General features: G+C 63.5%; 19 protein-coding genes and 1 pseudogene. 11 read left to right on the top strand and 9 right to left on the bottom strand.

Annotated features, from left to right (window positions below; genetic code table 11):
- Window positions 1–10 precede the first annotated feature (10 nt).
- Together ACSHWJ_RS02925 and ACSHWJ_RS02920 are read left to right on the top strand one after the other, a co-directional pair.
- The gene (locus tag ACSHWJ_RS02925; protein WP_432539263.1) at window positions 11–604 is read left to right on the top strand and encodes an SCO family protein; all 594 of its coding nucleotides are present in this window, start codon (window positions 11–13) and stop codon (window positions 602–604) included.
- A complete protein-coding gene (locus ACSHWJ_RS02920) occupies window positions 601–1026 on the top strand; it encodes a copper chaperone PCu(A)C (RefSeq protein ID WP_432539262.1) in 426 nt (141 codons plus the stop codon). The genes ACSHWJ_RS02925 and ACSHWJ_RS02920 overlap by 4 nt, the downstream gene beginning before the upstream one ends.
- A gap of 222 nt (window positions 1027–1248) precedes the next feature.
- Here ACSHWJ_RS02920 and ACSHWJ_RS02915 read toward each other — a convergent pair whose 3' ends face one another.
- Entirely contained in the window at window positions 1249–3093 is a 1845-nt protein-coding gene (locus ACSHWJ_RS02915) for a dynamin family protein (protein ID WP_432539261.1), read from the bottom strand.
- On the bottom strand, window positions 3090–3362 hold the full coding sequence (locus ACSHWJ_RS02910; protein WP_017364982.1) for a DUF4242 domain-containing protein: 273 nt from the start codon (window positions 3360–3362) through the stop codon (window positions 3090–3092). Before ACSHWJ_RS02910 ends, ACSHWJ_RS02915 begins: the two co-directional genes overlap by 4 nt.
- A 428-nt stretch (window positions 3363–3790) precedes the next feature.
- On the opposite strand from ACSHWJ_RS02910, the gene mmoX reads away from it, so the two are divergent.
- The 8 genes from mmoX (at window position 3791) to ACSHWJ_RS02870 (ending at window position 11145) form a co-directional block, all read left to right on the top strand.
- Window positions 3791–5374 (top strand): aromatic/alkene monooxygenase hydroxylase subunit alpha, encoded by a 1584-nt coding sequence (gene mmoX, locus ACSHWJ_RS02905; protein WP_010960482.1) that lies wholly within the window; start codon window positions 3791–3793, stop codon window positions 5372–5374.
- A gap of 80 nt (window positions 5375–5454) precedes the next feature.
- A complete protein-coding gene (mmoY, locus tag ACSHWJ_RS02900) occupies window positions 5455–6624 on the top strand; it encodes an aromatic/alkene monooxygenase hydroxylase subunit beta (RefSeq protein WP_010960483.1) in 1170 nt (389 codons plus the stop codon).
- 16 nt (window positions 6625–6640) lie between these two features.
- Entirely contained in the window at window positions 6641–7066 is a 426-nt protein-coding gene (gene mmoB / locus ACSHWJ_RS02895; protein ID WP_010960484.1) for a methane monooxygenase regulator MmoB, read from the top strand.
- 10 nt (window positions 7067–7076) lie between these two features.
- Window positions 7077–7589, top strand: a complete 513-nt coding sequence (gene mmoZ, locus ACSHWJ_RS02890; protein ID WP_218797614.1) for an aromatic/alkene monooxygenase hydroxylase subunit gamma — start codon at window positions 7077–7079, stop codon at window positions 7587–7589.
- Window positions 7590–7742: 153 nt separating this feature from the next.
- Window positions 7743–8054 (top strand): soluble methane monooxygenase-binding protein MmoD, encoded by a 312-nt coding sequence (gene mmoD, locus ACSHWJ_RS02885; protein ID WP_010960486.1) that lies wholly within the window; start codon window positions 7743–7745, stop codon window positions 8052–8054.
- A gap of 12 nt (window positions 8055–8066) precedes the next feature.
- Window positions 8067–9113 carry an aromatic/alkene monooxygenase hydroxylase FAD-binding subunit MmoC gene (gene mmoC, locus ACSHWJ_RS02880; RefSeq protein ID WP_010960487.1) on the top strand — a complete coding sequence of 349 codons (1047 nt, stop codon included), beginning with the start codon at window positions 8067–8069 and terminating at the stop codon, window positions 9111–9113.
- 14 nt (window positions 9114–9127) lie between these two features.
- On the top strand, window positions 9128–9448 hold the full coding sequence (locus tag ACSHWJ_RS02875; RefSeq protein WP_017364984.1) for a hypothetical protein: 321 nt from the start codon (window positions 9128–9130) through the stop codon (window positions 9446–9448).
- Window positions 9449–9465: 17 nt separating this feature from the next.
- Entirely contained in the window at window positions 9466–11145 is a 1680-nt protein-coding gene (locus tag ACSHWJ_RS02870) for an Hsp60 family chaperonin (protein ID WP_218801249.1), read from the top strand.
- 32 nt (window positions 11146–11177) lie between these two features.
- On the opposite strand, the gene ACSHWJ_RS02865 is transcribed toward ACSHWJ_RS02870, so the two are convergent.
- Window positions 11178–13013 carry a GGDEF domain-containing response regulator gene (locus tag ACSHWJ_RS02865; protein ID WP_256993199.1) on the bottom strand — a complete coding sequence of 612 codons (1836 nt, stop codon included), beginning with the start codon at window positions 13011–13013 and terminating at the stop codon, window positions 11178–11180.
- A gap of 65 nt (window positions 13014–13078) precedes the next feature.
- Window positions 13079–16612, bottom strand: coding sequence for a response regulator (locus ACSHWJ_RS02860; protein WP_218797616.1), 3534 nt, complete (start codon window positions 16610–16612; stop codon window positions 13079–13081).
- Between the two features lie 444 nt (window positions 16613–17056).
- On the opposite strand from ACSHWJ_RS02860, the gene ACSHWJ_RS02855 reads away from it, so the two are divergent.
- The gene (locus ACSHWJ_RS02855; protein WP_010960492.1) at window positions 17057–18802 is read left to right on the top strand and encodes a sigma-54-dependent Fis family transcriptional regulator; all 1746 of its coding nucleotides are present in this window, start codon (window positions 17057–17059) and stop codon (window positions 18800–18802) included.
- Between the two features lie 257 nt (window positions 18803–19059).
- Here the strand turns inward: ACSHWJ_RS02855 and ACSHWJ_RS02850 are convergent, their stop codons facing one another.
- From ACSHWJ_RS02850 to fdnG, 5 genes and pseudogenes are all read right to left on the bottom strand, one after another.
- Window positions 19060–19245: a hypothetical protein gene (locus ACSHWJ_RS02850; protein ID WP_017364988.1), complete on the bottom strand. Its 186-nt coding sequence runs from the start codon at window positions 19243–19245 to the stop codon at window positions 19060–19062.
- Window positions 19246–19511: 266 nt separating this feature from the next.
- Window positions 19512–19823, bottom strand: a complete 312-nt coding sequence (locus tag ACSHWJ_RS02845) for a pyrimidine/purine nucleoside phosphorylase (RefSeq protein ID WP_017364990.1) — start codon at window positions 19821–19823, stop codon at window positions 19512–19514.
- A gap of 64 nt (window positions 19824–19887) precedes the next feature.
- Entirely contained in the window at window positions 19888–20523 is a 636-nt protein-coding gene (locus tag ACSHWJ_RS02840) for a formate dehydrogenase subunit gamma (protein WP_282213398.1), read from the bottom strand.
- The gene (gene fdxH / locus ACSHWJ_RS02835; protein ID WP_010960495.1) at window positions 20520–21392 is read right to left on the bottom strand and encodes a formate dehydrogenase subunit beta; all 873 of its coding nucleotides are present in this window, start codon (window positions 21390–21392) and stop codon (window positions 20520–20522) included. Before fdxH ends, ACSHWJ_RS02840 begins: the two co-directional genes overlap by 4 nt.
- A gap of 146 nt (window positions 21393–21538) precedes the next feature.
- Window positions 21539–24595 (bottom strand): annotated as a pseudogene (fdnG, locus tag ACSHWJ_RS02830) (formate dehydrogenase-N subunit alpha); the annotation flags it as partial.
- Window positions 24596–24723: the final 128 nt, after the last annotated feature.

Raw genomic sequence — 24723 nt, 5'->3', positions numbered from 1 at the left:
GGCGACCGCGATGATCGCCGCGGTTACTCTGGCCCTCGGTCTTAGTGCCTGGCATGAGCATGCAGAGCGCGCCGGTGCCCTGGTGTCCGGCACGCTACTGCGGGAGCCGCGCCCCGTCGCCGATTTCGTATTGACCGGTGACGACGGCAGACCGTTCACGCGAGCCGATCTGGCCGGGCGCTGGACCGTCGTCTTCGTCGGCTATACCCACTGCGCCGACGTCTGTCCCACCACGCTGTCCCTCCTCAAGGCGGCCAGGTCCAGACTCGGCGGAGAGGGGGAGCGGCTGACGGTGCTGTTCGTGTCGGTCGATCCGGAGCGTGACACACCGGATTCTCTGCGACGCTACGTGCGTTATTTCGACCAAGGTTTCCGGACGGCCACTGGTACGGTGGAGACACTCACGGCGCTGGGGCGCCAGCTCGGCTTCGTGTTTTTCCGGAATTCCGCCGCGGACGGCGAGGGCTATGGCATTGATCATTCCGCGGAGCTGATGTTGCTCGATCCGAAGGTCCGTCTGGTTGGCTATCTGATCCCGCCTTTCCGGATCGAAGCCCTGGCCGCAGATTTCGAGACGATACTCGGGAAACGGGTTGCTCCATGACGAAGGTGCATGTTTTCTGCGCAGTCTTGGCATGGTTCACTCTGCCGGTCCATGCCTGCGAAGGGCTGGAGGTGTCAGGGGCCAGAGTGATGGAATCCCCGCCCGGTGCCAGCGTCCTGGCCGGATTCGCGACGCTGCGCAACGGGGGCGACGTGCCGCTCATCATCCGCCGTGCCGACAGTCCGGATTTTTCGGCCGTGGAATTCCATTCATTGGTGCAGCGGGACGGTCTCGTCCGGATGACCGTCGATGATTCGCTGACCGTGCCGCCGCACGGTCTGCTCGTCATCAAGTCGGGCGAGCGCCACCTCATGCTGCTGAAACCGGCCAGGACTTTTCACGAGGGCGACTGGATCACCGTCCGCCTGTTCTGTTCGAGCGGGATGCTGGAAGTGAAGATGCCGGTCGAGAAGGGCGGCTGAAGGTTGCTCCCGTCGAACGGAGACCTCGAAGGTGGTTTGTGTCAGCGGATCTGTGTTCCCAGAACGGCCAGCCGGACGCGGCCCGAAACCGGCGGCACTCGACTTCGGGTCACGAATCGCCAGAGCGGTTCGTGCGGGACGGGCCGCAGCACGGAATCGGAGAAAACGGGCGGCATGAGCTCCACCGCCTGGAAGACGAAAGACCGGGGGAAGGTCGAGCGGCTAGGTTCGGCGCTGCGCCATTGTGCGTTTGCGGAAGAATTGGATGCGCTCATCGAAGCCGTCCAGCCAGGCCAACTGCGCTTCGAGCTGCCGGATCCGGGAGCCAGTCCGGTCCGAAGCCCGGGAGCGTTCCGCGGCGCCCCGAGTCAATGCCTGATCCAGGCCATCCGCCACGCCTTCCAGGCGCTGGCGTAGGCGGGCCGAAAGTTCCTCCCTCATTTCTTCCAGGCGTCGCCGAACGTCGCTGCGGATGCGTCCGGTCAGCATTTCCACCGTTTCGGTCAACTGGCGCCTGCGCCTCCGGACGATGCCGTATCGAGCCCAGCGCTCGGCCAGGGATTTGAGTTTTCGGAAGCGCGGCGCGACCAAGTCCGGCGCGCGTTTGAGGGCCTGTTCGGTGATGAGATCCAGCCCCATGGGCTCGCCTGCGGGACGGATTCCCGAGCGCCTTCGTTCCGGCCAGCGTGTTTCTGGGGCCGCGGCTGGCGCGGCGATCTGGAAGAGGTCGCCGGCAAAGCGCTGGAGGTCGGCGACCGTTTCATCGATTTCGCGGTCGAAGGTTTCGGCGATTTGCGCGACCGCCGCCTCGCCTTGGTCTTCCAACGCCTCCCGCCAGTCGGCGAAAGCCTCCGCGACCTCTTGCCGGAGGAAATTCTCCAGGCTCTCGTCGAAGTCCTTCGGGGGCCGATGGTCCTGGCCGAGGACCAGAGCGTCGAACCGCCTGCCCAGGCGTGAACGCACGTCTTCCAGCCGGCGTTCGGGATCGCCTGCGAAAATTCCCTCGGTCAGCAGACGGAACTCCTGCCGCAGACGTCCGTCGAGCCGCCGAAGTTCACGTTCCGCCTGAGCCCGGCGGTCCGCGAAACGGGCGATCTTTTCGTCCAGTTCCGTCATCGGCAGGGTCAGAGAATTCCGCTCCAGCCCGGTTTCCAGGCGCAACCGGCCGGTCAGACGCGCGAGGCCGGAAGCCGCGGCGTCGAGCAGCAGGGCGCCTTTTTCCTCCAGCAGAAAGCGCTCGAGAGCCGCGGTGAAGACCGGGAGGCGACTCGCCTCCAGCCGCGCCGGATCGTTGCCGGCTTTTCCCATCAGGGCCTCCCGAGCGGAAATGGGGAAGAGGCGGACCTCCGTCCCCACCGCCTCGGTCAGTACACGGCGAGAGAAGTGCTCGATCGCGGCGGTGTCGGCTTCCTGCAGGATGTCGATCTTGTTCAACAGGAAAAAGATACGGCCGGCGTACTTCCGGACCTCATGGAGGAATTCCAGTTCGGCCTCACTCACCGCCTGGTCGGCGGAGAGGACGAACAGGGCGGCATCGCACTGCGGCAGCCGCGCCCAGGCGGTGTCGGTGTTGTGGCGGAACACCGAGCCGACGCCGGGTGTGTCCACGATGCGCACGCCATTCCCCAGGAGCGGCGAGGACGTCCGGATCAGCACTTCCCGCACGCCCTTCGCGTTGCCCGGGTTGCCCGGCTCGGTGATGTAATCCGCGAGCATATCCGGATGGATGTCGAAGGGGCTGCCTTCCAGCGGCTGGACGGTGATCCGGGGGGGCTCGCCGTAGGCGAGTACGGTCACCACCGAGGTCAGCGGCACCGCCGCCGTGGGCAGCAGGTTCTCACCCAGCAGCGCGTTGATCAGGCTGGTCTTGCCCCGTTTGAACTGGCCGACCGTCAGGACGTCGAAATGGCCGGCCTGCAGCTTGTCACGCAGGGCGAGGGCGGGGCGCAGAGCGGCGGGAAGGCGCTCCGCCAGCTCGTCGATCAGGCTCATGAGTTCGGATTTGAGATCCGCATAGCCGGTCGCTGGCGCCTCACCGGCGATGCCGGAACGGGGGATCGCGTTCATTCCGCAGTGGTCGGATCGATGACGGTGCGGATTTCGTTGATCGCATCGGCGGGAAAACCGCCTTCCAGTGCGTGCTGTACCAGCGTGGCGGCGTCGGGGGCAATGTAGATGCAATACACCTTGTCGTCGGTGACATAGCTCTCGATCCACTGAACCTGCGGTCCCATGGCGTTGAGGATCGAACAGGATTTACGGGAGATCTGCTGCAGTTCGTCGCGCGACAGGTTTCCGGCGCCGCGAATCGTGCGCTCTATGACATATTTGGGCATGGTTATCAGCCTTACGGTTCTGGTATGGAAAAATCGGCTTGTATTGTGCTTGTCTGAAGATAAGCGCTTTCTGCGCAGCCCGATTTTTTCATGGATCACGATTCCATTGAATGCGGCGAAATGTCTCAGGGTCCGGTCATGAATGAAGAGTTATGGCGGCCCGGTACGTTACCGTTATGTCCGATGGCTGTATCAAACAAAGACACGTGTAGCGATATCGTACACCTCGTCCATACCCGTCGGGAGCATTCGGATAATCGTGTCAGTGTTCCAAAATATTGATATATCGGTATACGTAACCGAAGAATAAAGTTGGCACGATCCCTGTAACTAGGTTGTCACGACCTCGTCGGAGGTTGTATGTCCGGTGTTCCGTGACGTCATCGGGCATTCATCATTCATAGAATGTGTTACGGAGGAAACAAGTAATGGCACTTAGCACCGCAACCAAGGCCGCGACGGACGCGCTGGCTGCCAATCGGGCACCCACCAGCGTGAATGCACAGGAAGTGCACCGTTGGCTCCAGAGCTTCAACTGGGATTTCAAGAACAACCGGACCAAGTACGCCACCAAGTACAAGATGGCGAACGAGACCAAGGAACAGTTCAAGCTGATCGCCAAGGAATATGCGCGCATGGAGGCAGTCAAGGACGAAAGGCAGTTCGGTAGCCTGCAGGATGCGCTGACCCGCCTCAACGCCGGTGTTCGCGTTCATCCGAAATGGAACGAGACCATGAAAGTGGTTTCGAACTTCCTGGAAGTGGGCGAATACAACGCCATCGCCGCTACCGGGATGCTGTGGGATTCCGCCCAGGCGGCGGAACAGAAGAACGGCTATCTGGCCCAGGTGTTGGATGAAATCCGCCACACCCACCAGTGTGCCTACGTCAACTACTACTTCGCGAAGAACGGCCAGGACCCGGCCGGTCACAACGATGCTCGCCGCACCCGTACCATCGGTCCGCTGTGGAAGGGCATGAAGCGCGTGTTTTCCGACGGCTTCATTTCCGGCGACGCCGTGGAATGCTCCCTCAACCTGCAACTGGTGGGTGAGGCCTGCTTCACCAATCCGCTGATCGTCGCAGTGACCGAATGGGCTGCCGCCAACGGCGATGAAATCACCCCGACGGTGTTCCTGTCGATCGAGACCGACGAACTGCGCCACATGGCCAACGGTTACCAGACCGTCGTTTCCATCGCCAACGATCCGGCTTCCGCCAAGTATCTCAACACGGACCTGAACAACGCCTTCTGGACCCAGCAGAAGTACTTCACGCCGGTGTTGGGCATGCTGTTCGAGTATGGCTCCAAGTTCAAGGTCGAGCCGTGGGTCAAGACGTGGAACCGCTGGGTGTACGAGGACTGGGGCGGCATCTGGATCGGCCGTCTGGGCAAGTACGGGGTGGAGTCGCCGCGCAGCCTCAAGGACGCCAAGCAGGACGCTTACTGGGCACACCACGACCTGTATCTGCTGGCTTATGCGCTGTGGCCGACCGGTTTCTTCCGTCTGGCGCTACCGGATCAGGAAGAAATGGAGTGGTTCGAGGCCAACTACCCCGGCTGGTACGACCACTACGGCAAGATCTACGAGGAATGGCGCGCCCGCGGTTGCGAGGATCCGTCCTCGGGCTTCATCCCGCTGATGTGGTTCATCGAAAACAACCATCCCATCTACATCGATCGCGTGTCGCAAGTGCCGTTCTGCCCGAGCCTGGCCAAGGGCGCCAGCACCCTGCGCGTGCACGAGTACAACGGCCAAATGCACACCTTCAGCGACCAGTGGGGCGAGCGCATGTGGCTGGCCGAGCCGGAGCGCTACGAGTGCCAGAACATCTTCGAACAGTACGAAGGACGCGAGCTGTCGGAAGTGATCGCCGAACTGCACGGGCTGCGCAGTGATGGCAAGACCCTGATCGCCCAGCCGCATGTCCGTGGCGACAAGCTGTGGACGTTGGACGATATCAAACGCCTGAACTGCGTCTTCAAGAACCCGGTGAAGGCATTCAATTGAAACGGGTGTCGGGCTCCGTCACAGGGCGGGGCCCGACACACGATCGTTCGATCAACCTCAAACCAAAAAGGAACATCGATATGAGCATGTTAGGAGAAAGACGCCGCGGTCTGACCGATCCGGAAATGGCGGCCGTCATTTTGAAGGCGCTTCCTGAAGCTCCGCTGGACGGCAACAACAAGATGGGTTATTTCGTCACCCCCCGCTGGAAACGCTTGACGGAATATGAAGCCCTGACCGTTTATGCGCAGCCCAACGCCGACTGGATCGCCGGCGGACTGGACTGGGGCGACTGGACCCAGAAATTCCACGGCGGCCGCCCTTCCTGGGGCAACGAGACCACGGAGCTGCGCACCGTCGACTGGTTCAAGCACCGTGACCCGCTCCGCCGTTGGCATGCGCCGTACGTCAAGGACAAGGCCGAGGAATGGCGCTACACCGACCGCTTCCTGCAGGGTTACTCCGCCGACGGTCAGATCCGGGCGATGAACCCGACTTGGCGGGACGAGTTCATCAACCGGTATTGGGGCGCCTTCCTGTTCAACGAATACGGATTGTTCAACGCTCATTCGCAGGGCGCCCGGGAGGCGCTGTCGGACGTAACCCGCGTCAGCCTGGCTTTCTGGGGCTTCGACAAGATCGACATCGCCCAGATGATCCAACTCGAACGGGGTTTCCTCGCCAAGATCGTACCCGGTTTCGACGAGTCCACAGCGGTGCCGAAGGCCGAATGGACGAACGGGGAGGTCTACAAGAGCGCCCGTCTGGCCGTGGAAGGGCTGTGGCAGGAGGTGTTCGACTGGAACGAGAGCGCTTTCTCGGTGCACGCCGTCTATGACGCGCTGTTCGGGCAGTTCGTCCGCCGCGAGTTCTTTCAGCGGCTGGCTCCCCGCTTCGGCGACAATCTGACGCCATTCTTCATCAACCAGGCCCAGACATACTTCCAGATCGCCAAGCAGGGCGTACAGGATCTGTATTACAACTGCCTGGGTGACGATCCGGAGTTCAGCGATTACAACCGCACCGTGATGCGCAACTGGACCGGCAAGTGGCTGGAGCCCACGATCGCCGCTCTGCGCGACTTCATGGGGCTGTTTGCGAAGCTGCCGGCGGGCACCACCGACAAGGAAGAAATCACCGCGTCCCTGTACCGGGTGGTCGACGACTGGATCGAGGACTACGCCAGCAGGATCGACTTCAAGGCGGACCGCGATCAGATCGTCAAAGCGGTTCTGGCAGGATTGAAATAATAGAGGAACTATTACGATGAGCGTAAACAGCAACGCATACGACGCCGGCATCATGGGCCTGAAAGGCAAGGACTTCGCCGATCAGTTCTTTGCCGATGAAAACCAAGTGGTCCATGAAAGCGACACGGTCGTTCTGGTCCTCAAGAAGTCGGACGAGATCAATACCTTCATCGAGGAGATCCTTCTGACGGACTACAAGAAGAACGTCAATCCGACGGTAAACGTGGAAGACCGGGCGGGGTACTGGTGGATCAAAGCCAACGGCAAGATCGAGGTCGATTGCGACGAGATTTCCGAGCTGTTGGGGCGGCAATTCAACGTCTACGACTTCCTCGTCGACGTTTCCTCCACCATCGGCCGGGCCTATACCCTGGGCAACAAGTTCACCATTACCAGTGAGCTGATGGGCCTGGACCGCAAGCTCGAAGACTATCACGCTTAAGGAGAATGACATGGCGAAACTGGGTATACACAGCAACGACACCCGCGACGCCTGGGTGAACAAGATCGCGCAGCTCAACACCCTGGAAAAAGCGGCCGAGATGCTGAAGCAGTTCCGGATGGACCACACCACGCCGTTCCGCAACAGCTACGAACTGGACAACGACTACCTCTGGATCGAGGCCAAGCTCGAAGAGAAGGTCGCCGTCCTCAAGGCACGCGCCTTCAACGAGGTGGACTTCCGTCATAAGACCGCTTTCGGCGAGGATGCCAAGTCCGTTCTGGACGGCACCGTCGCGAAGATGAACGCGGCCAAGGACAAGTGGGAGGCGGAGAAGATCCATATCGGTTTCCGCCAGGCCTACAAGCCGCCGATCATGCCGGTGAACTATTTCCTGGACGGCGAGCGTCAGTTGGGGACCCGGCTGATGGAACTGCGCAACCTCAACTACTACGACACGCCGCTGGAAGAACTGCGCAAACAGCGCGGTGTGCGGGTGGTGCATCTGCAGGCGCCGCACTGACGGGAGGAAGTCTCGCCCTGGACTCGACGGCATCGCCGTGAAGTCCAGGGGGCAGGGATGCCGTTCCGGGCCGGCAGGCCGGCCCGGAATCTCTGGTTTTCAGGGGGCGTGCCGGTCCACGGCTCCCCCTCCATCTTTCGTAAGGAAATCACCATGGTCGAATCGGCATTTCAGCCATTTTCGGGCGACGCAGACGAATGGTTCGAGGAACCACGGCCCCAGGCCGGTTTCTTCCCTTCCGCGGACTGGCATCTGCTCAAACGGGACGAGACCTACGCAGCCTATGCCAAGGATCTCGATTTCATGTGGCGGTGGGTCATCGTCCGGGAAGAAAGGATCGTCCAGGAGGGTTGCTCGATCAGCCTGGAGTCGTCGATCCGCGCCGTGACGCACGTACTGAATTATTTTGGTATGACCGAACAACGCGCCCCGGCAGAGGACCGGACCGGCGGAGTTCAACATTGAACAGGTAAGTTTATGCAGCGAGTTCACACTATCACGGCGGTGACGGAGGATGGCGAATCGCTCCGCTTCGAATGCCGTTCGGACGAGGACGTCATCACCGCCGCCCTGCGCCAGAACATCTTTCTGATGTCGTCCTGCCGGGAGGGCGGCTGTGCGACCTGCAAGGCCTTGTGCAGCGAAGGGGACTACGACCTCAAGGGCTGCAGCGTTCAGGCGCTGCCGCCGGAAGAGGAGGAGGAAGGGTTGGTGCTGTTGTGCCGGACCTACCCGAAGACCGACCTGGAAATCGAACTGCCCTATACCCATTGCCGCATCAGTTTTGGTGAGGTCGGCAGTTTCGAGGCGGAGGTCGTCGGCCTCAACTGGGTTTCGAGCAACACCGTCCAGTTTCTTTTGCAGAAGCGGCCCGATGAATGCGGCAACCGGGGCGTGAAATTCGAACCCGGTCAGTTCATGGACCTGACCATCCCCGGCACCGATGTCTCCCGCTCCTACTCGCCGGCGAACCTTCCTAATCCCGAAGGCCGCCTGGAGTTCCTGATCCGCGTGTTACCGGAGGGACGGTTTTCGGACTACCTGCGCAATGACGCGCGTGTCGGCCAGGTCCTCTCGGTCAAAGGGCCACTGGGCGTGTTCGGCCTCAAGGAGCGGGGCATGGCGCCGCGCTATTTCGTGGCCGGCGGCACCGGGTTGGCGCCGGTGGTCTCGATGGTGCGGCAGATGCAGGAGTGGACCGCGCCGAACGAGACCCGCATCTATTTCGGTGTGAACACCGAGCCAGAATTGTTCTACATCGACGAGCTCAAATCCCTGGAACGATCGATGCGCAATCTCACCGTGAAGGCCTGTGTCTGGCACCCGAGCGGGGACTGGGAAGGCGAGCAGGGTTCGCCCATCGATGCGTTGCGGGAAGATCTGGAGTCCTCCGACGCCAACCCAGACATTTATTTGTGCGGTCCGCCGGGCATGATCGATGCCGCCTGCGAGCTGGTACGCAGCCGCGGTATCCCCGGCGAACAGGTCTTCTTCGAAAAATTCCTGCCGTCCGGGGCGGCCTGAACCGGGGAAGTACCGTGACCACCGAGCAGTTCCCGCCCCAATTCCTGCGTGAAATGATCGAGCAGCTGGACGCCAGCATCCAGGAGCTCGCACGCAAGGAAAAGGGACTTGCGGCATCCCTGGGCACGGGCCGGGTCGCCGAGCTCAAGGAATACTGGGACCACGTTCTCACTCCCGAGGAGGAATGGGAGCTCAAGCGGACCATGGACTTCCGCGACCGGGAACTGGTGTGGATCTGGTCCCGTCTCAGGCGGGCCCGAACCTCCCGCGCCAATGCCGGCGAGGCCTATATGCGCCACCTGTCGCCGGCGGCGCGAAAAAGCGAACAATCCTGAAACGGAGTCGAACCAACATGGCAAAGGAAGTGGTTTACAGGGGGAGTGCGCGGCAGCGCATGATGCAGGGCATCGAGATACTCGCGCGGGCGGCGATACCGACGCTGGGAGCCACCGGCCCCAGCGTCATGATCCAGCACCGTGCCGATGGCCTGCCCCCCATTTCGACGCGGGACGGCGTCACGGTGGCAAACTCCATCGTACTCAAGGACCGTGTCGCGAATCTCGGTGCCCGGCTGCTGCGTGACGTCGCCGGCACCATGTCCCGCGAAGCAGGGGATGGCACCACCACCGCCATCGTGCTGGCCCGCCATATCGCCCGGGAGATGTTCAAGAGCCTCGCGGTCGGGGCCGATCCCATCGCTCTCAAGCGTGGTATCGACCGTGCCGTCGCCCGCGTGAGCGAGGACATCGGGGCTCGGGCCTGGCGCGGCGACAAGGAATCGGTCATCCTGGGGGTGGCTGCGGTGGCGACCAAGGGCGAACCGGGCGTGGGCCGGTTGCTGCTGGAGGCGCTGGATGCGGTCGGCGTCCACGGCGCCGTGTCGATCGAACTGGGGCAGCGGCGCGAGGACCTGCTCGACGTGGTCGACGGGTATCGTTGGGAAAAAGGTTATCTGTCGCCCTATTTTGTGACCGACCGGGCTCGCGAGCTGGCCGAACTCGAAGACGTCTACCTCTTGATGACCGATCGGGAGGTGGTCGATTTCATCGATTTGGTACCCCTGCTGGAGGCGGTGACCGAGGCCGGTGGCAGCCTCCTGATCGCCGCCGACCGTGTCCACGAGAAGGCCCTGGCCGGCCTTTTGCTCAATCACGTTCGCGGCGTCTTCAAGGCCGTCGCCGTCACCGCGCCCGGGTTCGGCGACAAGCGGCCGAACCGCCTTTTGGATCTGGCGGCGTTGACCGGCGGGCGGGCGGTCCTGGAAGCGCAGGGCGACCGATTGGACCGGGTCACGCTGGCCGACCTGGGGCGGGTGCGGCGGGCGGTCGTCAGCGCCGACGATACTGCGCTGCTCGGCATACCGGGCACCGAAGCCTCCCGGGCCCGCTTGGAGGGTTTGCGCCTGGAAGCGGAGCAGTACCGGGCGCTCAAGCCTGGTCAGGGATCTGCGACGGGGCGCTTGCACGAGCTCGAGGAAATCGAGGCCCGGATCGTCGGTCTGAGCGGCAAGTCCGCGGTCTACCGCGTGGGCGGCGTGACCGACGTGGAGATGAAGGAGCGGATGGTACGGATCGAAAATGCCTACCGCTCGGTGGTGTCTGCATTGGAGGAGGGGGTGTTGCCCGGCGGCGGTGTCGGGTTTCTGGGCAGCATGCCCGTTTTGGCCGAGCTGGAAGCGCGCGATGCCGACGAAGCACGCGGCATCGGCATCGTCCGTTCCGCACTGACGGAGCCCCTCCGGATCATCGGAGAAAATTCGGGACTGTCAGGAGAGGCCGTCGTCGCCAAGGTCATGGATCACGCCAATCCCTCGTGGGGTTACGATCAGGAAAGCGGAAGTTTCTGCGACCTCCACGCCAGAGGCATTTGGGATGCCGCCAAGGTGCTCAGGCTGGCCCTGGAAAAAGCCGCGTCGGTGGCCGGCACGTTTCTCACCACCGAAGCCGTGGTACTGGAGATTCCTGACACTGACGCTTTCGCCGGTTTCAGTGCGGAGTGGGCCGCCGCGACCCGGGAGGATCCGCGGGTCTGAGCGGGGGAGGACGCCCTCGAATCCTGGGATAGTCAGAGACCGGCATAGCGTACGCCGTTACGCCCGTTCTGCTTGACCTGGTAAAGGGCGTTGTCCGCCTTCAGCAGCAGGTCCTTCAGGCTGGGGGCGGACGTGGAGTCCGCCACGCCGATGCTGGCCGTCAGCGGGCGGGACAGCTTGAGTTTCGCCGGCTGCTGCTGCTCGACCGCGCTGCGGACGCGCTCGGCGGTCTGGATGGCGGCTGGCCCTGCCGTGTCCGGGATGATGATCAGAAATTCTTCGCCTCCCATCCGGCAAACGACGTCGCTGGTGCGCACGGTTTCGCGCATGACGCGCGCGGCATGGACGAGCGCCTGGTCTCCGGCGTCATGGCCGAGGGAGTCGTTGACGGATTTGAACCAGTCGAGGTCGAGCATCATGATGCTCAGCGGGCGGCCGAACGTCCGCGCCTGCGCCCATTCCCGTTCCAGCCTGTCCATCGCGTAGCGGCGGTTGGGCAGGCCGGTGAGCTGGTCTGTATGGGCCATCAGTTCCAGGCGGCGGTTCGCAGCGGCCAGTTCCGACGAGTAGCGTTCGATTTCCTTGCGTTCCCGCGCGAGCTTCTTGTGTAGGGTGATGATGCGTTGACCGGCCCGTATGCGCGCCTTGAGGACCCTGACACTGGGAGGCTTGATGACATAATCGTCGATGCCGGCGCCGAAGGCTTCGACCAACGCATCCTCACTCTCGCTTGCCGTGAGCATCACGATGTAAACATTGCCGCCGAGCGCCGATTCACGCAATGCTCTGCACAGTTCCAGCCCGTTCATGGGTTTCATGTGCCAGTCCGTGATCACCATTTCCGGTTGGTGCTCGAGCGCGTATGCGAGCGCGGTTTCGCCATCCCGCCGTGAGGCGACGTGGTGCCCGTCTGCTTCGAGTTGCCGGGAGAGGCGGGCGAGCATGATGGGATCATCGTCCGCGAGCAGCACGTGCAGTTTTTCGTCCGTCTGTGGCGGCGGACGGGAAGGCTCCGCTCCTCCGGTCGGGGCGTCTCCGGGGAGGCCGATCGTCCGGGTCCAGTCGAGCCAATCCGCCGGCGGGTCTGCGAGCAAACGAGCCAGGTCTTCGTCGCCGAGTCCGCATCGTCGTGCTTCCGCCCGCAGCAATGGGGACAACGCCGCGCGCCGCGGTTTTTCGGCAAGACGGTGATCCGCGATGTGTTGCGCCAGGGCCAGCTGTCGCGCGAAGCGGCCGGTGCGGCCTTCGTCCCGGATTTCGTCCTGTTGGCTCAATTGGAGCGCGTCGATGAAAACCTGCGGAAACCCCCAGTCCGTCAGCAGCATCCGGGTCAGCTCGTCGTGATCGGTGGCAAAGCGTTCCCGTTCAAGGGCGATCAAGGCTTCGCCGTCCGCTTTCCGGAGACACTCGCTGTATTCCTCCGGCCAGGCGGTGGCCAGCGCGAGACGGCCGACGTCGGCCAACAGACCCAGTGTGAAAGCCTCCTTGGGGGCTACGGTGGATGCCTGGGACGTGATCGATTGGAGTGCAACGGCGCGGGCTAGGGACTTTTGCCAGTAGGCTGCGTAATCGAACGCCTCGCATCTGCCTTCACGATGGGCATCGATGAGCGAGAGGCTCAGGGCGAACTGTCGGACGGCCGGGAGGCCGACGAGGTCGATGGCGTCGATGACGCTGGCGACGGGCCGGCGCGTGCCCTGGGCAGGAGCATTGGCGAAGCGCAATATCCGCCCGGTGAGCGCAGGATCGGTCTGGATCAACTGAGCCAAGGCTTCGGCAGTGACGTCCTCGCTCTGGGCCAGGTTCAGGATCGCCGCGGCCGTGCGGGAGGCGGTGGGCAGCGAGTCGCACAGCATTGGCTTATGCATGTTCCACCTGTCCGGGACCGAACGCGACGAAGCGTGCCGGTCGGGTGTCCCTGCGGACGGAGATTTCATGGCACAGCATCGTTCGTGCCCTTTGCCGGATCTCCCGCGGGAGAGCCGCCGTGCAGGTCCTCCAGCAACCGTGCGGCGGCAGTCTCCAGTGCGCCGATCGATGCGGCGTCCGGCATCGGTCCCGCCTTGCGGGCTTGGTCTTCCAGCCGCGCGGCCAGGTCCCGGACAGAACCGGCGCAGAAATGCCCCGCCATGCCTTTGATGGCGTGCGCCGCATCGGCCAGCGCGCCGATGTCGTTGGCCGCGCCCGCTTCCTGGAGGGCGGCGAGATGTCTGGGAAGCTCCTCGATGCAGAGAGCGATCATTTCTGCCAGGAGTGCCTCGTCGTGGTCCAGGCGCGCCAGCGTTTCCTCCCTGTTCCAGGAAAGGCCGGTGGGCCGATCTCCGCCATCGTCGTTCACGGCCTCCTGCCCGGTTTCCGCGGATGCCGGGGCGGCGGGATTGCCCAGCCAGCGCTCGAGCGCTTCGGCGAGACGGTCCCTGGAAATGGGCTTGCTGAGATAGTCGTCCATGCCGGCGGCCAGGCATTTTTCCCGTTCGCCGGTCGCGGCATGGGCGGTGAGCGCGACGACGGGGGTGCGTCTCCCTCCCGCGGACATCTCTCTGGCCCGCAGTTCGCCGGTGGCTTCGTAGCCTCCCAGCACCGGCATCTGGCAGTCCATCAGGACCAGGTCGTAAGAGGAACGGGCCAACAGTTCCAGTGCGGCTTGACCATTGTCGGCGACGTTGGGAACGATACCGAACTTGCCGAGCATGGCGACGATCACCTTCTGGTTGACCCGGTTGTCTTCCACGACCAACACTCTGCGGCCTTCATAAGCCGGCAGGACGGTTTCCGTCTTGGCGGCTGGCCGGCGCTGTACCGTGGCCTTGGCAGCGAGGACTTCCGCGATGGCGTTGAACAGCAGGGATTGCCGCACCGGTTTCAGCAGGCTGCGTGCGATCCCCAGCGCACGAAGCTCGGCTTCGCCGGTCAAGCCTCCGGAGGACAGCAGCAGACGCGGGGTATCCTTGAGCCCCGGTTCTGCATTCATGGCCCGGGCGAGTTCGTGCCCGTCCATGTACGGCATGTGGAGATCGAGCAAGACGATGTCGTAGGGCCTCGATTCGTTCACGGCGGTCCGCAGTCGGTTCAGAGCGGTGTCGCCCCGCTCCGCTTCGTCTACTTCCAGGCCCCAGTGGGTCAGATAATGGCTCAGGATGACACGGTTGGTGGCGTTGTCGTCCACCACCAGCACCCGCCGGTGGGAGAAGTCCGGCAGGGCCGGTGCGGACGCGCCGGGGAGGGGTTCGAGAGGGAGGGTGAACCAGAAGCGGCTGCCCCGGCCGGGGGCGCTTTCCAGGCCGATGGTCCCGCCCATGAGTTCGACCAGGTTTCGGCAGATGGACAGGCCGAGACCGGTGCCGCCGAAGCGGCGGGAGGTGGAGCCATCGGCCTGGGTGAACGGCTGGAATAGCCGCTCCTGGACGTCCGGCGCGATGCCTATGCCGGTGTCCCGGATCTCGAAACTCAGGTCAGTCCGCTTTGCGCCGGCCTCCCCCTGCATCACCTTGACTGAAACCTCACCGCGCTCGGTGAATTTGACCGAGTTGCCGAGCAGGTTGGTGAGTATCTGGCGGATGCGTGTCGGGTCACCGATCCACATCCTGGGCAGGTCCGCGGGTAGGAAGCAGTTCAGCTCCAGACCTTTGTCATGGGCCCGGCCGGCCAGCAGAGCGCAGACCTCTTCCACCAGATCCGGCAGATTGAATTCGGTCCGTTCGATTTCGACCTTGCCCGCTTCGAGCTTGGAGAAGTCGAGAATCGAATTGATGATTTCGAGCAGGGATTCGGCGGAATTCGATGCGGTTTCGACCAGATCCCACTGCTCGCGGGACATGTCGGTGTCTTTCAGTAGCTCCAGCATGCCGAGCACGCCGTTCATCGGCGTGCGGATCTCGTGGCTCATGTTGGCCAGGAATGCGCTCTTGGCCTGGGCGGCATCCACCGCGGCATCGTGGGCTGCCTTCAGGGACGCCTTGGCGCGGTCCTCGAGTATCGCCAGCGCCAGCATTTCGCCGACCTGCCGGAGCATCACCATCCGTGCTTCGCTACGGGTGGGGTTGGGGTCGGTGTAAAGGAACAACACTCCCAGCAAATCGCCGCCGGACGCGATGGGCACGATGTAATGGCCATGGCTTTCCATGTCCTCGAAGCGGTGTTCGTGCCGGTGGTCCTGGAAACAGTCGTCGGAGACCAGGATTTCCCCCGAGACCGCGCTTCGGCCGCACAGACATGCGCCCATGGGGATGGTCTGTTCGCGCCGGACGAATTCGTCACAGAATTTCCCTTCCAGCACGAATAGCTTCAGGCAGTCCCCATTCTCCGCCTTGAGGAATATTCCGCCCTTCCGTTGCAGGCCGAAGGTACCGAGCCCGAACAGGATGCGGAGCACCTGCCGGCACCGCTCATCCAGCGGGGCGCTTTGCTGCAGGGTTTCGGTGACGCGCAGGCGGGCGGCGGTGTCCTCCTGCTCCATCGCCAGTGCGCGTTCCCGTTCGACCCGGGCGCTCACGTCGTGCTGGATCTGGACGTAGCCCACCAGTCCGTTGCCCTCGGTATGGATCGGCGTGGTGCTGATCTCCGCCCAGTAGTCCTCGGCATCATGGAGGGCGGGTCCCGTCCGGCGCCGGTTCAGGAGTCGTCCGGACCAGGGCCGGCCGGCCTGGAGCGCCTCCTGCATGGCAGCCAGGGTCTCTTGATCGGCGAGCGGGCTGTCCAGGATGCTGGGGCTCTGGCCAAGCAATTCCCCTTCCGCCATTCCGCTGAAGCGGCACAGCGCCGGGTTCGCATAGATGATGCGTCCGGCGCGGTCGGTGAGCAGGATCATCTCGCTGTTGGCGTCCATCGCCTGCTTGAGGCGGGCGAGCTGGGCCTCGGCTTCTTTCTGCGCCGTGATGTCGCGGCGGATGGATATGTACTGCCGCGGCTTGCCAGCATTGTCCATCAGCGGGACGATGGTGCTGTCGACCCAGTAGCGGGTTCCGTCCTTACGGCGGTTGCAGAACTCGCCCTGCCAGATGTTTCCCCGGCTGATGGTGCGCCACATGTCGCGGATGTAGGCCTTGCCGTGGTAACCGGAATTGACGATGCGGTGGTCCTGTCCGACCAGCTCTTCCCGGCCATAGCGTGACACCGCGCAGAAATTGTCGTTGGCGTACAGTATCCGTCCCTGCAGGTCGGTGATACTGACCAGCGCATGCGCATCCAGGGCGTCCAGGAGCTCCTTGTTGCGCTGGCTTTCCCGGGCGATCTGCTGGGCGAGCGGCCGCAGCGCCATGATCCACAGCAAGGGGGCGCTGAAGAGGCCGAGCAGCAGTCCATCCAGCGCACTTTCTTGCCACCGCACCAGCTCCAGCCCGCCGCGGTGGAGCGCTCCCAACAGCGTCATCACGATGACTTCGGCCAGGATGACGATGAGGCAGATGCTGCCCAGGGAGCGCAGGAAGCGCTGCCGCATGGCAGGGGGGGAGGTGAGATCTTCGGACATGGTTTCCTTGGGTTGTTGCAGGGCGTGGCGGCCGCGCGAACGGCCGCTGGAGCAGCGGCCACCCTTGCCTGGATTGCGGCGCAGTCTAATGGCAAATCGTTCGCGGTTTCAACAGAGTACGGTACTGGGAAGAGCCCCGTACCGGCCGCGGGTCCCGACGGTGTCCGGCTGGGCCATGCCGTTGATTCTCTGCGACAATCAGCCGCATTGATGGCACATGAGCGAGTTGCTACTGTGTCACACACGCCTCCTCGCCGATGGACGAAAGAATCGGTCCCGCACAGGGGCGCATTCGGAGCCTCCTCCGGCCCTGCTTGCAAGGTGCCGTCGAAGGTTCGGCAAAACAAGAAGTCAAGATGTGGTTATGCATGGCCGGCCGCTCCCGGAAGGGCAGTTGCCGTACGAAAGGTCGATCGTAGCTTCATGCCAAGGAGATAGCCGCCGATGTTGAGCGAACAGTACCTGTCACCCGTTTCCAGGCCCGTCGAATTTCCCGATTGGAACCGTTTCAGCAGTGTATACGTGGATCGGCCCGATCAGGCGTGGGAATGGATGCGTCAGACGGGGGTTCTGCCGGCGGCCCTGGACTGGGTGCGCCCGGAAGTGGCCGAAGCCTGGTGCCGCTGTTTCGAGGACTACCGGCTTCCGCCGGGTACCGACGACTGGCCCCGCAAGGCCGGCCCGGATGGTCTGGAACCTTGCGTTTCCTTGGAGCTCGCGTCGGTCTGGGAACGGGTCCGCGGCATTTTCGATTTCCTGAAAGGCGCCCAGGCGGCCCTGATCGTCGCGGACGCCCGCTGCCGGATTTTCCGGGTGCTGGACGACGGCTTGCGGATGGCGCCGGTCATCCGGGAGCTGCTCAGGACTGGCGCCGATTGGCGGGAAGAGGTGCTGGGCAACAATGGCATCGGCAGCGCGGCGGTGCTGGGTACGGCCATCGCCTTCGAAGGCAAGGAGCACTACGGTGCGAGGCTGCATGCCCTGGTGACCGCGGGCTGCCCGCTGCGGAACGCGGCCGGAGAAACCACTGCCCTGGTCGGTCTGGTGAGCGACCGGCGCGGTTCCGCAGGAGCGCTGCTAGCCTTTCTGCGCATGGCTTGCGACGGACTGGCCGCGCCTGGTCCGGAGCGAAACCGCAGAGCCGAGCAGGTGACCGAAGTGCCGCCGGGTGAACATGGCCTGATCCGTGACGCGGCGGTCGAGGGGCTCCTCGACAAGGCCTTGCGGTTGCAGGAGCGAGGCATTCCGCTGCTCGTCAGCGGTGAATCGGGTACGGGAAAGGAGTACTTGGTCCGCTTCGCCCATCGCCTCGGGCCGCGGCGGAAGGGTCCGCTGGTGGCCGTCAACTGCGCGTCGATTCCCAAGGACCTCATCGAGAGCGAGCTGTTCGGTTACGAAGCCGGCAGTTTCACCGGTGCCCGCAGCCGCGGAAAGCCGGGAAAATTTCTCCTCGCCGATGGCGGCGTGCTGTTTCTCGACGAAATCGGTGATATGAGCTTCGATCTCCAGGCGACGCTGTTGCGTGTCCTGGAGACCGGTGAGTTCGTGCCAGTCGGTGGCGCCAAACCCCTGCGCGTCGACGTCCAGGTCGTGGCTGCCACCAATGTCGACTTGCAGGAAGCGATCCGCCAGGGACGTTTCCGGCGCGATCTGTATTACCGGCTCAACGGTGCGCGTCTGCATCTCCCACCCCTGCGGCAACGGCCCGACCGGTGCCGGATATTCCACGCGGTGTTCGAACAGGAGGCTGCGGCGGCGGGAGCATCCCGGATTCGTTTGGGTGAAGGCGTCATGGCACTGTTCGAGCGTCATCCCTGGCCGGGGAACCTGCGGGAGTTGCGCAACGTGATCAGGAATGCTCTGTTCGCCTGCTCCGGCAGTGTGTTGACGGTGGACGATCTGCCGGCCGATTTTCTCGAAGAGGCGGAGCAATACGAGGGATCCTCCGGCCTGGAGGGTCGGGAAGCTGTCCACTTCGCCGACGGGCTGAGCCTGTCGAAAGTGGAATCGGAAAGCATCGCCGCGGCCATCTGCAGCTGCCGCGGCAACATGAGTCAGGCGGCCCGCGTTTTGGGGATCGCGCGCTCGACGCTATACAAGAAGGTGTCCCGTTACGGTTTGAGCACCTGGGATTCGGCGCGGGCGCTGCCGAAAAGCCGGGTGTGCGGACCCGGGTCGGCCGCAGACTGAGCCGGGCCGAAACCGGGGCATCTGCTTCCCTTCGGCGTTGCTCAGGGGCGGCGGGCGAACGGTTCGCCCCCTGGCAGTGTGAGTGAAAAGCCGCAGTTTTTTGCCGAATCGCGCACTTCCACTGCCGGGCAGGTTACCGGCTCTCCCGGTGAGCCGTCCTTTCGCACTTGGCCCGTGATTTGCGTAATCGAATCAGTGGTCGTCCGGGGTGTATGCGTAGAAGGCCCTCTCCATTCCCCGGTCGGCCGCGTCTTGCTTCAGTCTTCGCACTCCTCGCAACCGCCCGAGACGTCGTGTTGCTGGGAACCCAATACGAACTCCCGTCCTTTGTCCGTAAATCCCGAGGTGGCCGCGAGGATTTCCCGGCGGTATTTGTGCACCAGGTAGCCGGCGGCGATGCCCAGACCGAATACCAGCAAAGGATGTCTGAACAGGTATTTCATCGATTCGTTCCTCAAATCAGGTTGTTTGACGTCCGTCGCGCGCTCTGCCGGGATGCGCGTTCACGGTTCCGCCCTGATGATATCACCAGTACTGGATGCGATCAGGGGGCATGGGTTTACGGTGCGTAGACCGCAGCGCCGAGCCGGAACAGGTGGAACAGGAGTTCCAGCGCGGCGATGCCCAGAGCGATCTCGAGCAGCTTACGCAGGTAGAAGGCATTCCGTTTCATTCCGACCTTCACGTTCCTGTCGCACCGCCGAAGGACTCACCCGAAGTGGCATACGTAATGGAGCGTATCGCTCACCTCGATCTGGAAGCCGCTGTTTCCCGGGATGCTGAATGAGTCGCCGGCCTGATAGCTTTGCCACCCCGTCTGGCCGGCGAGCTGCACGCGGCATCCGCCGGCGACGATTTCCATGACCTCCGGGGCGCCGGTTTCGAAGTGCAGGGTGGAGGGCAGGATCACCCCCAGGGTCTTGCGGCTGCCATCGGGGAACTGCACGGTGTGGCTGATGCATTTGCCGCCGAAATAGACGTTGGCTTGCTTGACGACGCTGACGTTGTCGAACTGGCTCATGGGTGAAGTCCTGGTCACGCAAAAGGCCGGGCATTATAGACCGAACGAAGGACGTTGGCAGAGTCTACCCTCCGCCGGTCACCCGCCGATACCAGCCCGGATGATGTTTGCGCGCCCAGGCCCGGCTCACGCTGCCGCGGACCATCGCGCCGATGGTGCCCTTGATCCACAGGGCAGCATAGACGTGGACGATGATGCCAGCGATCATGATGAAGGCGCAGAAGGCATGGAGCAGCAGTGCCAGGCGGATTACCCCGATGTCGAAATAGGGCGCGAACCAGGGCCGCCAGATCACGATGCCGGTGAGGAGCAGGGCCGGGATGGTGGTGATCATGGTCCAGAACAGCATTTTCTGGCCGGCGTTGTAGCGGTCCACCTCGGGTAGCCGGTCTTCGCGGTTCCTCACCACGTCGGCGATCCGGCGGAGCCAGACGATGTCGTTCCGGGTCAGCAGGTTGTGATGCCAGAATTTGAACGCCAGAGCGCCGAAAGAGGCGAACATCACCACGCCGATGTAAGGGTGCAGGATGCGGGTCCAGGTGGGCCCGCCGAAGAATTGGGTGAACCAGAACAGGGCGGGATGGAACAGCGCCAGGCCGGAGCAGCTCAGGAGCAGGAAGGTGAGGGCGGTGATCCAGTGGTTCAGACGCTCCGCCGGGCTGTAGCGCTCGATGCGCGAGGGATTCCGATCGTTGCTCATGCCTTTTCCTCCTCTTCGTCCTCCCCCGTCTCGTTGGGGCCGACCGTGACATAGTGGAAAAACCCGGCCAGTGCGGTGAGCGCCAGGGCAGCCGTGGCCAGGGGCTTGAAGATGCCTTTCCACAGGCCGACCAGACCGCTGATCCGAGGGGATTGGGGCAGACCATCGTAGAGCTGCGGCTTGTCGGCATGGTGCAGCACGTACATCACGTGGGTGCCGCCCACTCCCGGCGGGTCGTAGAGGCCGGCGTTCTCGAAGCCGCGCTCCTTGAGGTCGGCGATGCGCTCGTTGGCGTGTTCGATCATGTCTTCCTTGCTGCCGAACACCAGCGCCTGGGTCGGGCAGGATTTGATGCAGGCCGGCTCCAGCCCCACCGACACGCGGTCCGAACACAGGGTGCACTTGTAGGCCTTGCCGTCCTTGGGGGAAAGGCGGGGAATGTCGAACGGGCAGCCGGCGATGCAGTAGCCGCAGCCGATGCAGTTTTCCTCGTGGAAATCGACGATGCCGTTACTGTATTGGATGATCGCGCCCGGCGAGGGGCAGGCCTTGAGGCAGCCGGGGTCGGCGCAGTGCATGCAGCCGTCCTTGCGGATCAGCCATTCGAGGGTGCCGTTTTCCTCGGTCTCGGTAAAGCGCATCAGGGTCCAGGAATTGGCGGTGAGATCGTGCGGGTTCTGGTAGGAACCCTCGTTGATGCCGACTTCCTCCCGCAGATCGTTCCACTCCTGGCAGGCCGACTGGCAGGCCTTGCAGCCGATGCACTTGGTGACGTCGATGAGCTTGGCCACCTCCGTCGTCTGCCGCTGCTGCGGGCTGGGCGTCGTGGTGGCGGAGCGGCGGACGATGTCGAGGGATTGCAATGCCATGGTCAAACCTCCAGCCGCCCTTTGAGGACGCGCGTCAGCCAGGACGACTTCTCGGTCGCACCCGCAGTTCCGTTGCCGCCGGAGCGCCTGCGCCCTTCCTGAGCTTCGCCCAGTTTTTGGGTATGCGGTCCGGGTTCGGACAGGTCTTTTTCGACTTTGACCAGGAACGCCTTGTATTCGGGGGTCTGGGTATTGGCGTCGCCCAGGTAAGGCGTCAGATTGTTGGCGAAAAAGCCTTTGCGGGTCTGACCCTGCAAGCCCCAGTGGACCGGGATGCCGATCTGGTGCACGGTCTGGCCCGCCACCGTCAGCGGCTTGATGCGCTTGGTGACCATGGCGACGGCCTTGATGAAGCCGCGTCTGGAGCGCACGGTGACGATTTCGCCATTGGCGATGCCCAGTTCCCGCGCCAGTTCCTGGCCGATTTCCACGAACTGCTCCGGTTGCAGCGAGGCATTGATGCGCACGTGGTCGGTCCAGGTGTTGAAGAGTTCGGTGAGGCGGTAGGTGGTGGCGACGTAGGGGAAGTCGTCCTTGCCGCCCAGCATGGCCTTGTCGCCGGGAAACACCCGCGCTGCCGGGTTGCTGACCACCTTGGGATGCAGCGGATTGGTGTCCAGGGGCGTTTCGTAGGGCTCGTAATGCTCGGGGAAGGGGCCGTCGGCCAGCCGGTCGGCGCCGAACAGCCTGCCCACCCCTTCCGGGTTCATGATGAAAGGCGACATGTCGCTGCCCGGCGGGACGTCGGCCTTATAGTCAGGCACGTCCAGGCCGGTCCAGCGGCTGCCGTCCCAGTGGATGATGGGACGTTTTTCGTTCCAGGGCTTGCCGTCCGGATCGCAGGAGGCGCGGTTGTAGAGGATGCGCCGGTTGGCCGGCCAGGCCCAGGCCCAGCCTGGGGCTATCCCCAAACCGGTGGGATCGGACGTGTCACGGCGCGCCATCTGGTTACCGGCTTCGGTGAAGGCGCCACTGAAAATCCAGTTGCCGCAGGCGGTGCTGCCGTCGTCCTGCAACTGGGCGAAGCCGGCCAGTTGCTGGCCGGCCTTGACCAATACCTTGCTCGGGTCCTTGGGATCGGCGATGTCGGCCACGGCGTAGCCGCTGTATTCCTTGGCCAGTTCTTCCGGCGTGGGCTCCTCCGGTTTCTGGTAGGGCCAGTGCAGATTGAGGATGGGATCGGGGAAAGCGCCGCTTTCCTTTTCGTACATTTCGCGCAAACGCAGGTACAGAGCAGACATGATTTCGATGTCGTTGCGCGCTTCTCCGGGCGGTTCCGCGCCCTTCCAGTGCCATTGCAGCCAGCGGGAGCTGTTGACCAGGGAGCCGTCCTCCTCGGCGAAGCAGGTGGTCGGCAGGCGGAACACTTCGGTCTGGATGTCGGCGGGATTCACTGGATTGTACTCGTCGTGGTTCTGCCAGAAGACGGAAGTATCGGTGGCCAAGGGATCCATGACGACCAGGAATTTCAGGCGGGCGAGGGCGGTGGCGATCTTGCCCTTGTCGGGATACGAGGCCAGCGGGTTGAAGCCCTGGCAGATGAAGCCGTTGACCTTGCCTTGGGCCATCAGGTCGAACATGCGCAGGCTGTCATAGGGCTTGTCCAGCTTGGGCAGCCAGTCGTAGCAGTAGTCGTTGTCCCGGGTGGCCGCCTTGCCGTACCAGGCTTTCATCAGGCTGGTGTGGAACTTGGGCAGGTTCGACCAGTAACTGAGCTGGCCCGGCCGCAGCGGTTTGAGCGTGCGTTTTTCCAGGTAGACGGCGCGGCTGGTTTCGCCGTCCTTGGGCAGGGTGATGTAGCCGGGCAGCATGTCGGTGAGCAGTCCCAGATCGCTCAGTCCCTGGATGTTGGAATGGCCGCGCAAGGCATTGACGCCGCCGCCGGAGACGCCGATGTTGCCCAGCAGGAGCTGGATCATGGCCATGACGCGGATGTTCTGCACGCCCACCGAATGGTGGGTCCAGCCGAGGGCGTAGAGGCTGGTGAGGGTGCGGTCGGGCACGGCGGTGGAGGCGATCAGGTCGCAGATTTTCAAGAAGGCGTCCGTGGGCGTGCCGGTCAGCTCGGTCACCTTGTCCGGCGTATAGCGTTCGACGTGGGTCTTCAGTAACTGGAACACGCAGCGGGGATGCCGGAGCGTCGGGTCGATCCTGGCGTAGCCGTGCTCGTCCAGCTCATAGGTCCAGGTGCTGCGGTCGTAGTGCTGCTCGGTCTTGCCGGCGTCGTAGCCGCTGAACAGGCCGTCCTCGAAGCGGAAATCCTCCCGCACGATGAAGGATGCGTTGGTGTAGGCCCGGACGTATTCGTGGTTGATCGCGTCCTTCTCCAGCAGATAGCGGATCACGCCGTTGAGGAATGCGATGTCGGTACCGGCGCGGATGGGGGCGTAGAAGTCGGCCACCGCCGCCGTGCGGTTGAAGCGCGGGTCCACCACGATGAGTCTGGCCTTGTTCCTGGCCTTGGCTTCGATGGCCCACTTGAAGCCCACCGGATGGGCCTCGGCCGGGTTGCCGCCCATCACCAGGATGACGTCGGCGTTCTTGATGTCCATCCAGGTGTTGGTCATGGCGCCGCGGCCGAAGCTGGATGCCAGGGCCGATACGGACGGCGCGTGGCAGATGCGGGCCTGACTGTCCAGCATGACTATCCCCAGGGCGCGGGCGATCTTGTTGGTCAGGTAGCCGGTTTCGTTGGAGCCGGCGGATGCGGCCAGAAAGCCCAGCGAGGTCCAGCGGTTGACCGTCTGGCCCTGCTCGTTCCTGGCGATGAAGTTCCGGTCACGGTCCTCTTTCAACAGGCGGGCGATGCGTTCGAGGGCCCAGTCCCAGGAGACGCGCTTCCATGCGTCGCTGCCGGGGGCGCGGTATTCCGGGTATTTCAGGCGCGAGGGGCTGCGGACGAAATCCAGCAGTCCCGCCCCCTTGGGGCAGAGACTGCCGCGGCTGACCGGGTGATCCGGGTCGCCTTCGATGTGTATGATTTCCGCCTTGGCGTTCTTGGCCTTGTCGCCCAGACTGTACATGATGAGACCGCAGGCTACCGAGCAATACGGGCAGGTATTGCGGGTTTCCGTCGTGCGCGCCAGTTTGAACTGCCGCACTTCCGCCAGCGCCTCCCGGGGCGAAAATCCCATGACGGCCAGCGAGGAACCCCCGAGCGTTGCGGCACTCAGCCTGAAAAACTGGCGCCGGGTGACTTGCATGACGTCCTCCTGCGGGAAAAAGTCTGACAAGGGAGCTAAGGTAATCGTGGGGCGATTGTAAGCCTTCGGGCGGGTTTCGCCTATCTCTGCAACATCACGGCGGCCGCGGCGCTCCAGGGTCGTTGGAG

It is taken from the genome of Methylococcus sp. S1M (genome assembly GCF_051295855.1).
GTDB lineage: Bacteria > Pseudomonadota > Gammaproteobacteria > Methylococcales > Methylococcaceae > Methylococcus > Methylococcus capsulatus.
The sequence above is the reverse complement of the archived record's forward strand: the minus strand, read 5'-3'. Positions and strand labels throughout refer to the sequence as shown.

Bases quoted from the DNA above. Each gene is read 5' to 3' on its own strand.
- mmoX (WP_010960482.1), top strand. From the start codon at position 3,791: ATGGCACTTAGCACCGCAACCAAGGCCGCGACGGACGCGCTGGCTGCC.
- mmoY (WP_010960483.1), top strand. From the start codon at position 5,455: ATGAGCATGTTAGGAGAAAGACGCCGCGGTCTGACCGATCCGGAAATG.
- mmoB (WP_010960484.1), top strand. From the start codon at position 6,641: ATGAGCGTAAACAGCAACGCATACGACGCCGGCATCATGGGCCTGAAA.
- ACSHWJ_RS02925 (WP_432539263.1), top strand. From the start codon at position 11: ATGATCGCCGCGGTTACTCTGGCCCTCGGTCTTAGTGCCTGGCATGAG.
- ACSHWJ_RS02845 (WP_017364990.1), bottom strand. From the start codon at position 19,823: ATGAGCCAGTTCGACAACGTCAGCGTCGTCAAGCAAGCCAACGTCTAT.
- mmoD (WP_010960486.1), top strand. From the start codon at position 7,743: ATGGTCGAATCGGCATTTCAGCCATTTTCGGGCGACGCAGACGAATGG.
- ACSHWJ_RS02910 (WP_017364982.1), bottom strand. From the start codon at position 3,362: ATGCCCAAATATGTCATAGAGCGCACGATTCGCGGCGCCGGAAACCTG.
- mmoC (WP_010960487.1), top strand. From the start codon at position 8,067: ATGCAGCGAGTTCACACTATCACGGCGGTGACGGAGGATGGCGAATCG.
- fdxH (WP_010960495.1), bottom strand. From the start codon at position 21,392: ATGGCATTGCAATCCCTCGACATCGTCCGCCGCTCCGCCACCACGACG.
- ACSHWJ_RS02865 (WP_256993199.1), bottom strand. From the start codon at position 13,013: ATGCATAAGCCAATGCTGTGCGACTCGCTGCCCACCGCCTCCCGCACG.
- ACSHWJ_RS02850 (WP_017364988.1), bottom strand. From the start codon at position 19,245: ATGAAATACCTGTTCAGACATCCTTTGCTGGTATTCGGTCTGGGCATC.
- ACSHWJ_RS02860 (WP_218797616.1), bottom strand. From the start codon at position 16,612: ATGTCCGAAGATCTCACCTCCCCCCCTGCCATGCGGCAGCGCTTCCTG.
- mmoZ (WP_218797614.1), top strand. From the start codon at position 7,077: ATGGCGAAACTGGGTATACACAGCAACGACACCCGCGACGCCTGGGTG.
- ACSHWJ_RS02920 (WP_432539262.1), top strand. From the start codon at position 601: ATGACGAAGGTGCATGTTTTCTGCGCAGTCTTGGCATGGTTCACTCTG.
- ACSHWJ_RS02915 (WP_432539261.1), bottom strand. From the start codon at position 3,093: ATGAACGCGATCCCCCGTTCCGGCATCGCCGGTGAGGCGCCAGCGACC.
- ACSHWJ_RS02870 (WP_218801249.1), top strand. From the start codon at position 9,466: ATGGCAAAGGAAGTGGTTTACAGGGGGAGTGCGCGGCAGCGCATGATG.
- ACSHWJ_RS02855 (WP_010960492.1), top strand. From the start codon at position 17,057: ATGTTGAGCGAACAGTACCTGTCACCCGTTTCCAGGCCCGTCGAATTT.
- ACSHWJ_RS02840 (WP_282213398.1), bottom strand. From the start codon at position 20,523: ATGAGCAACGATCGGAATCCCTCGCGCATCGAGCGCTACAGCCCGGCG.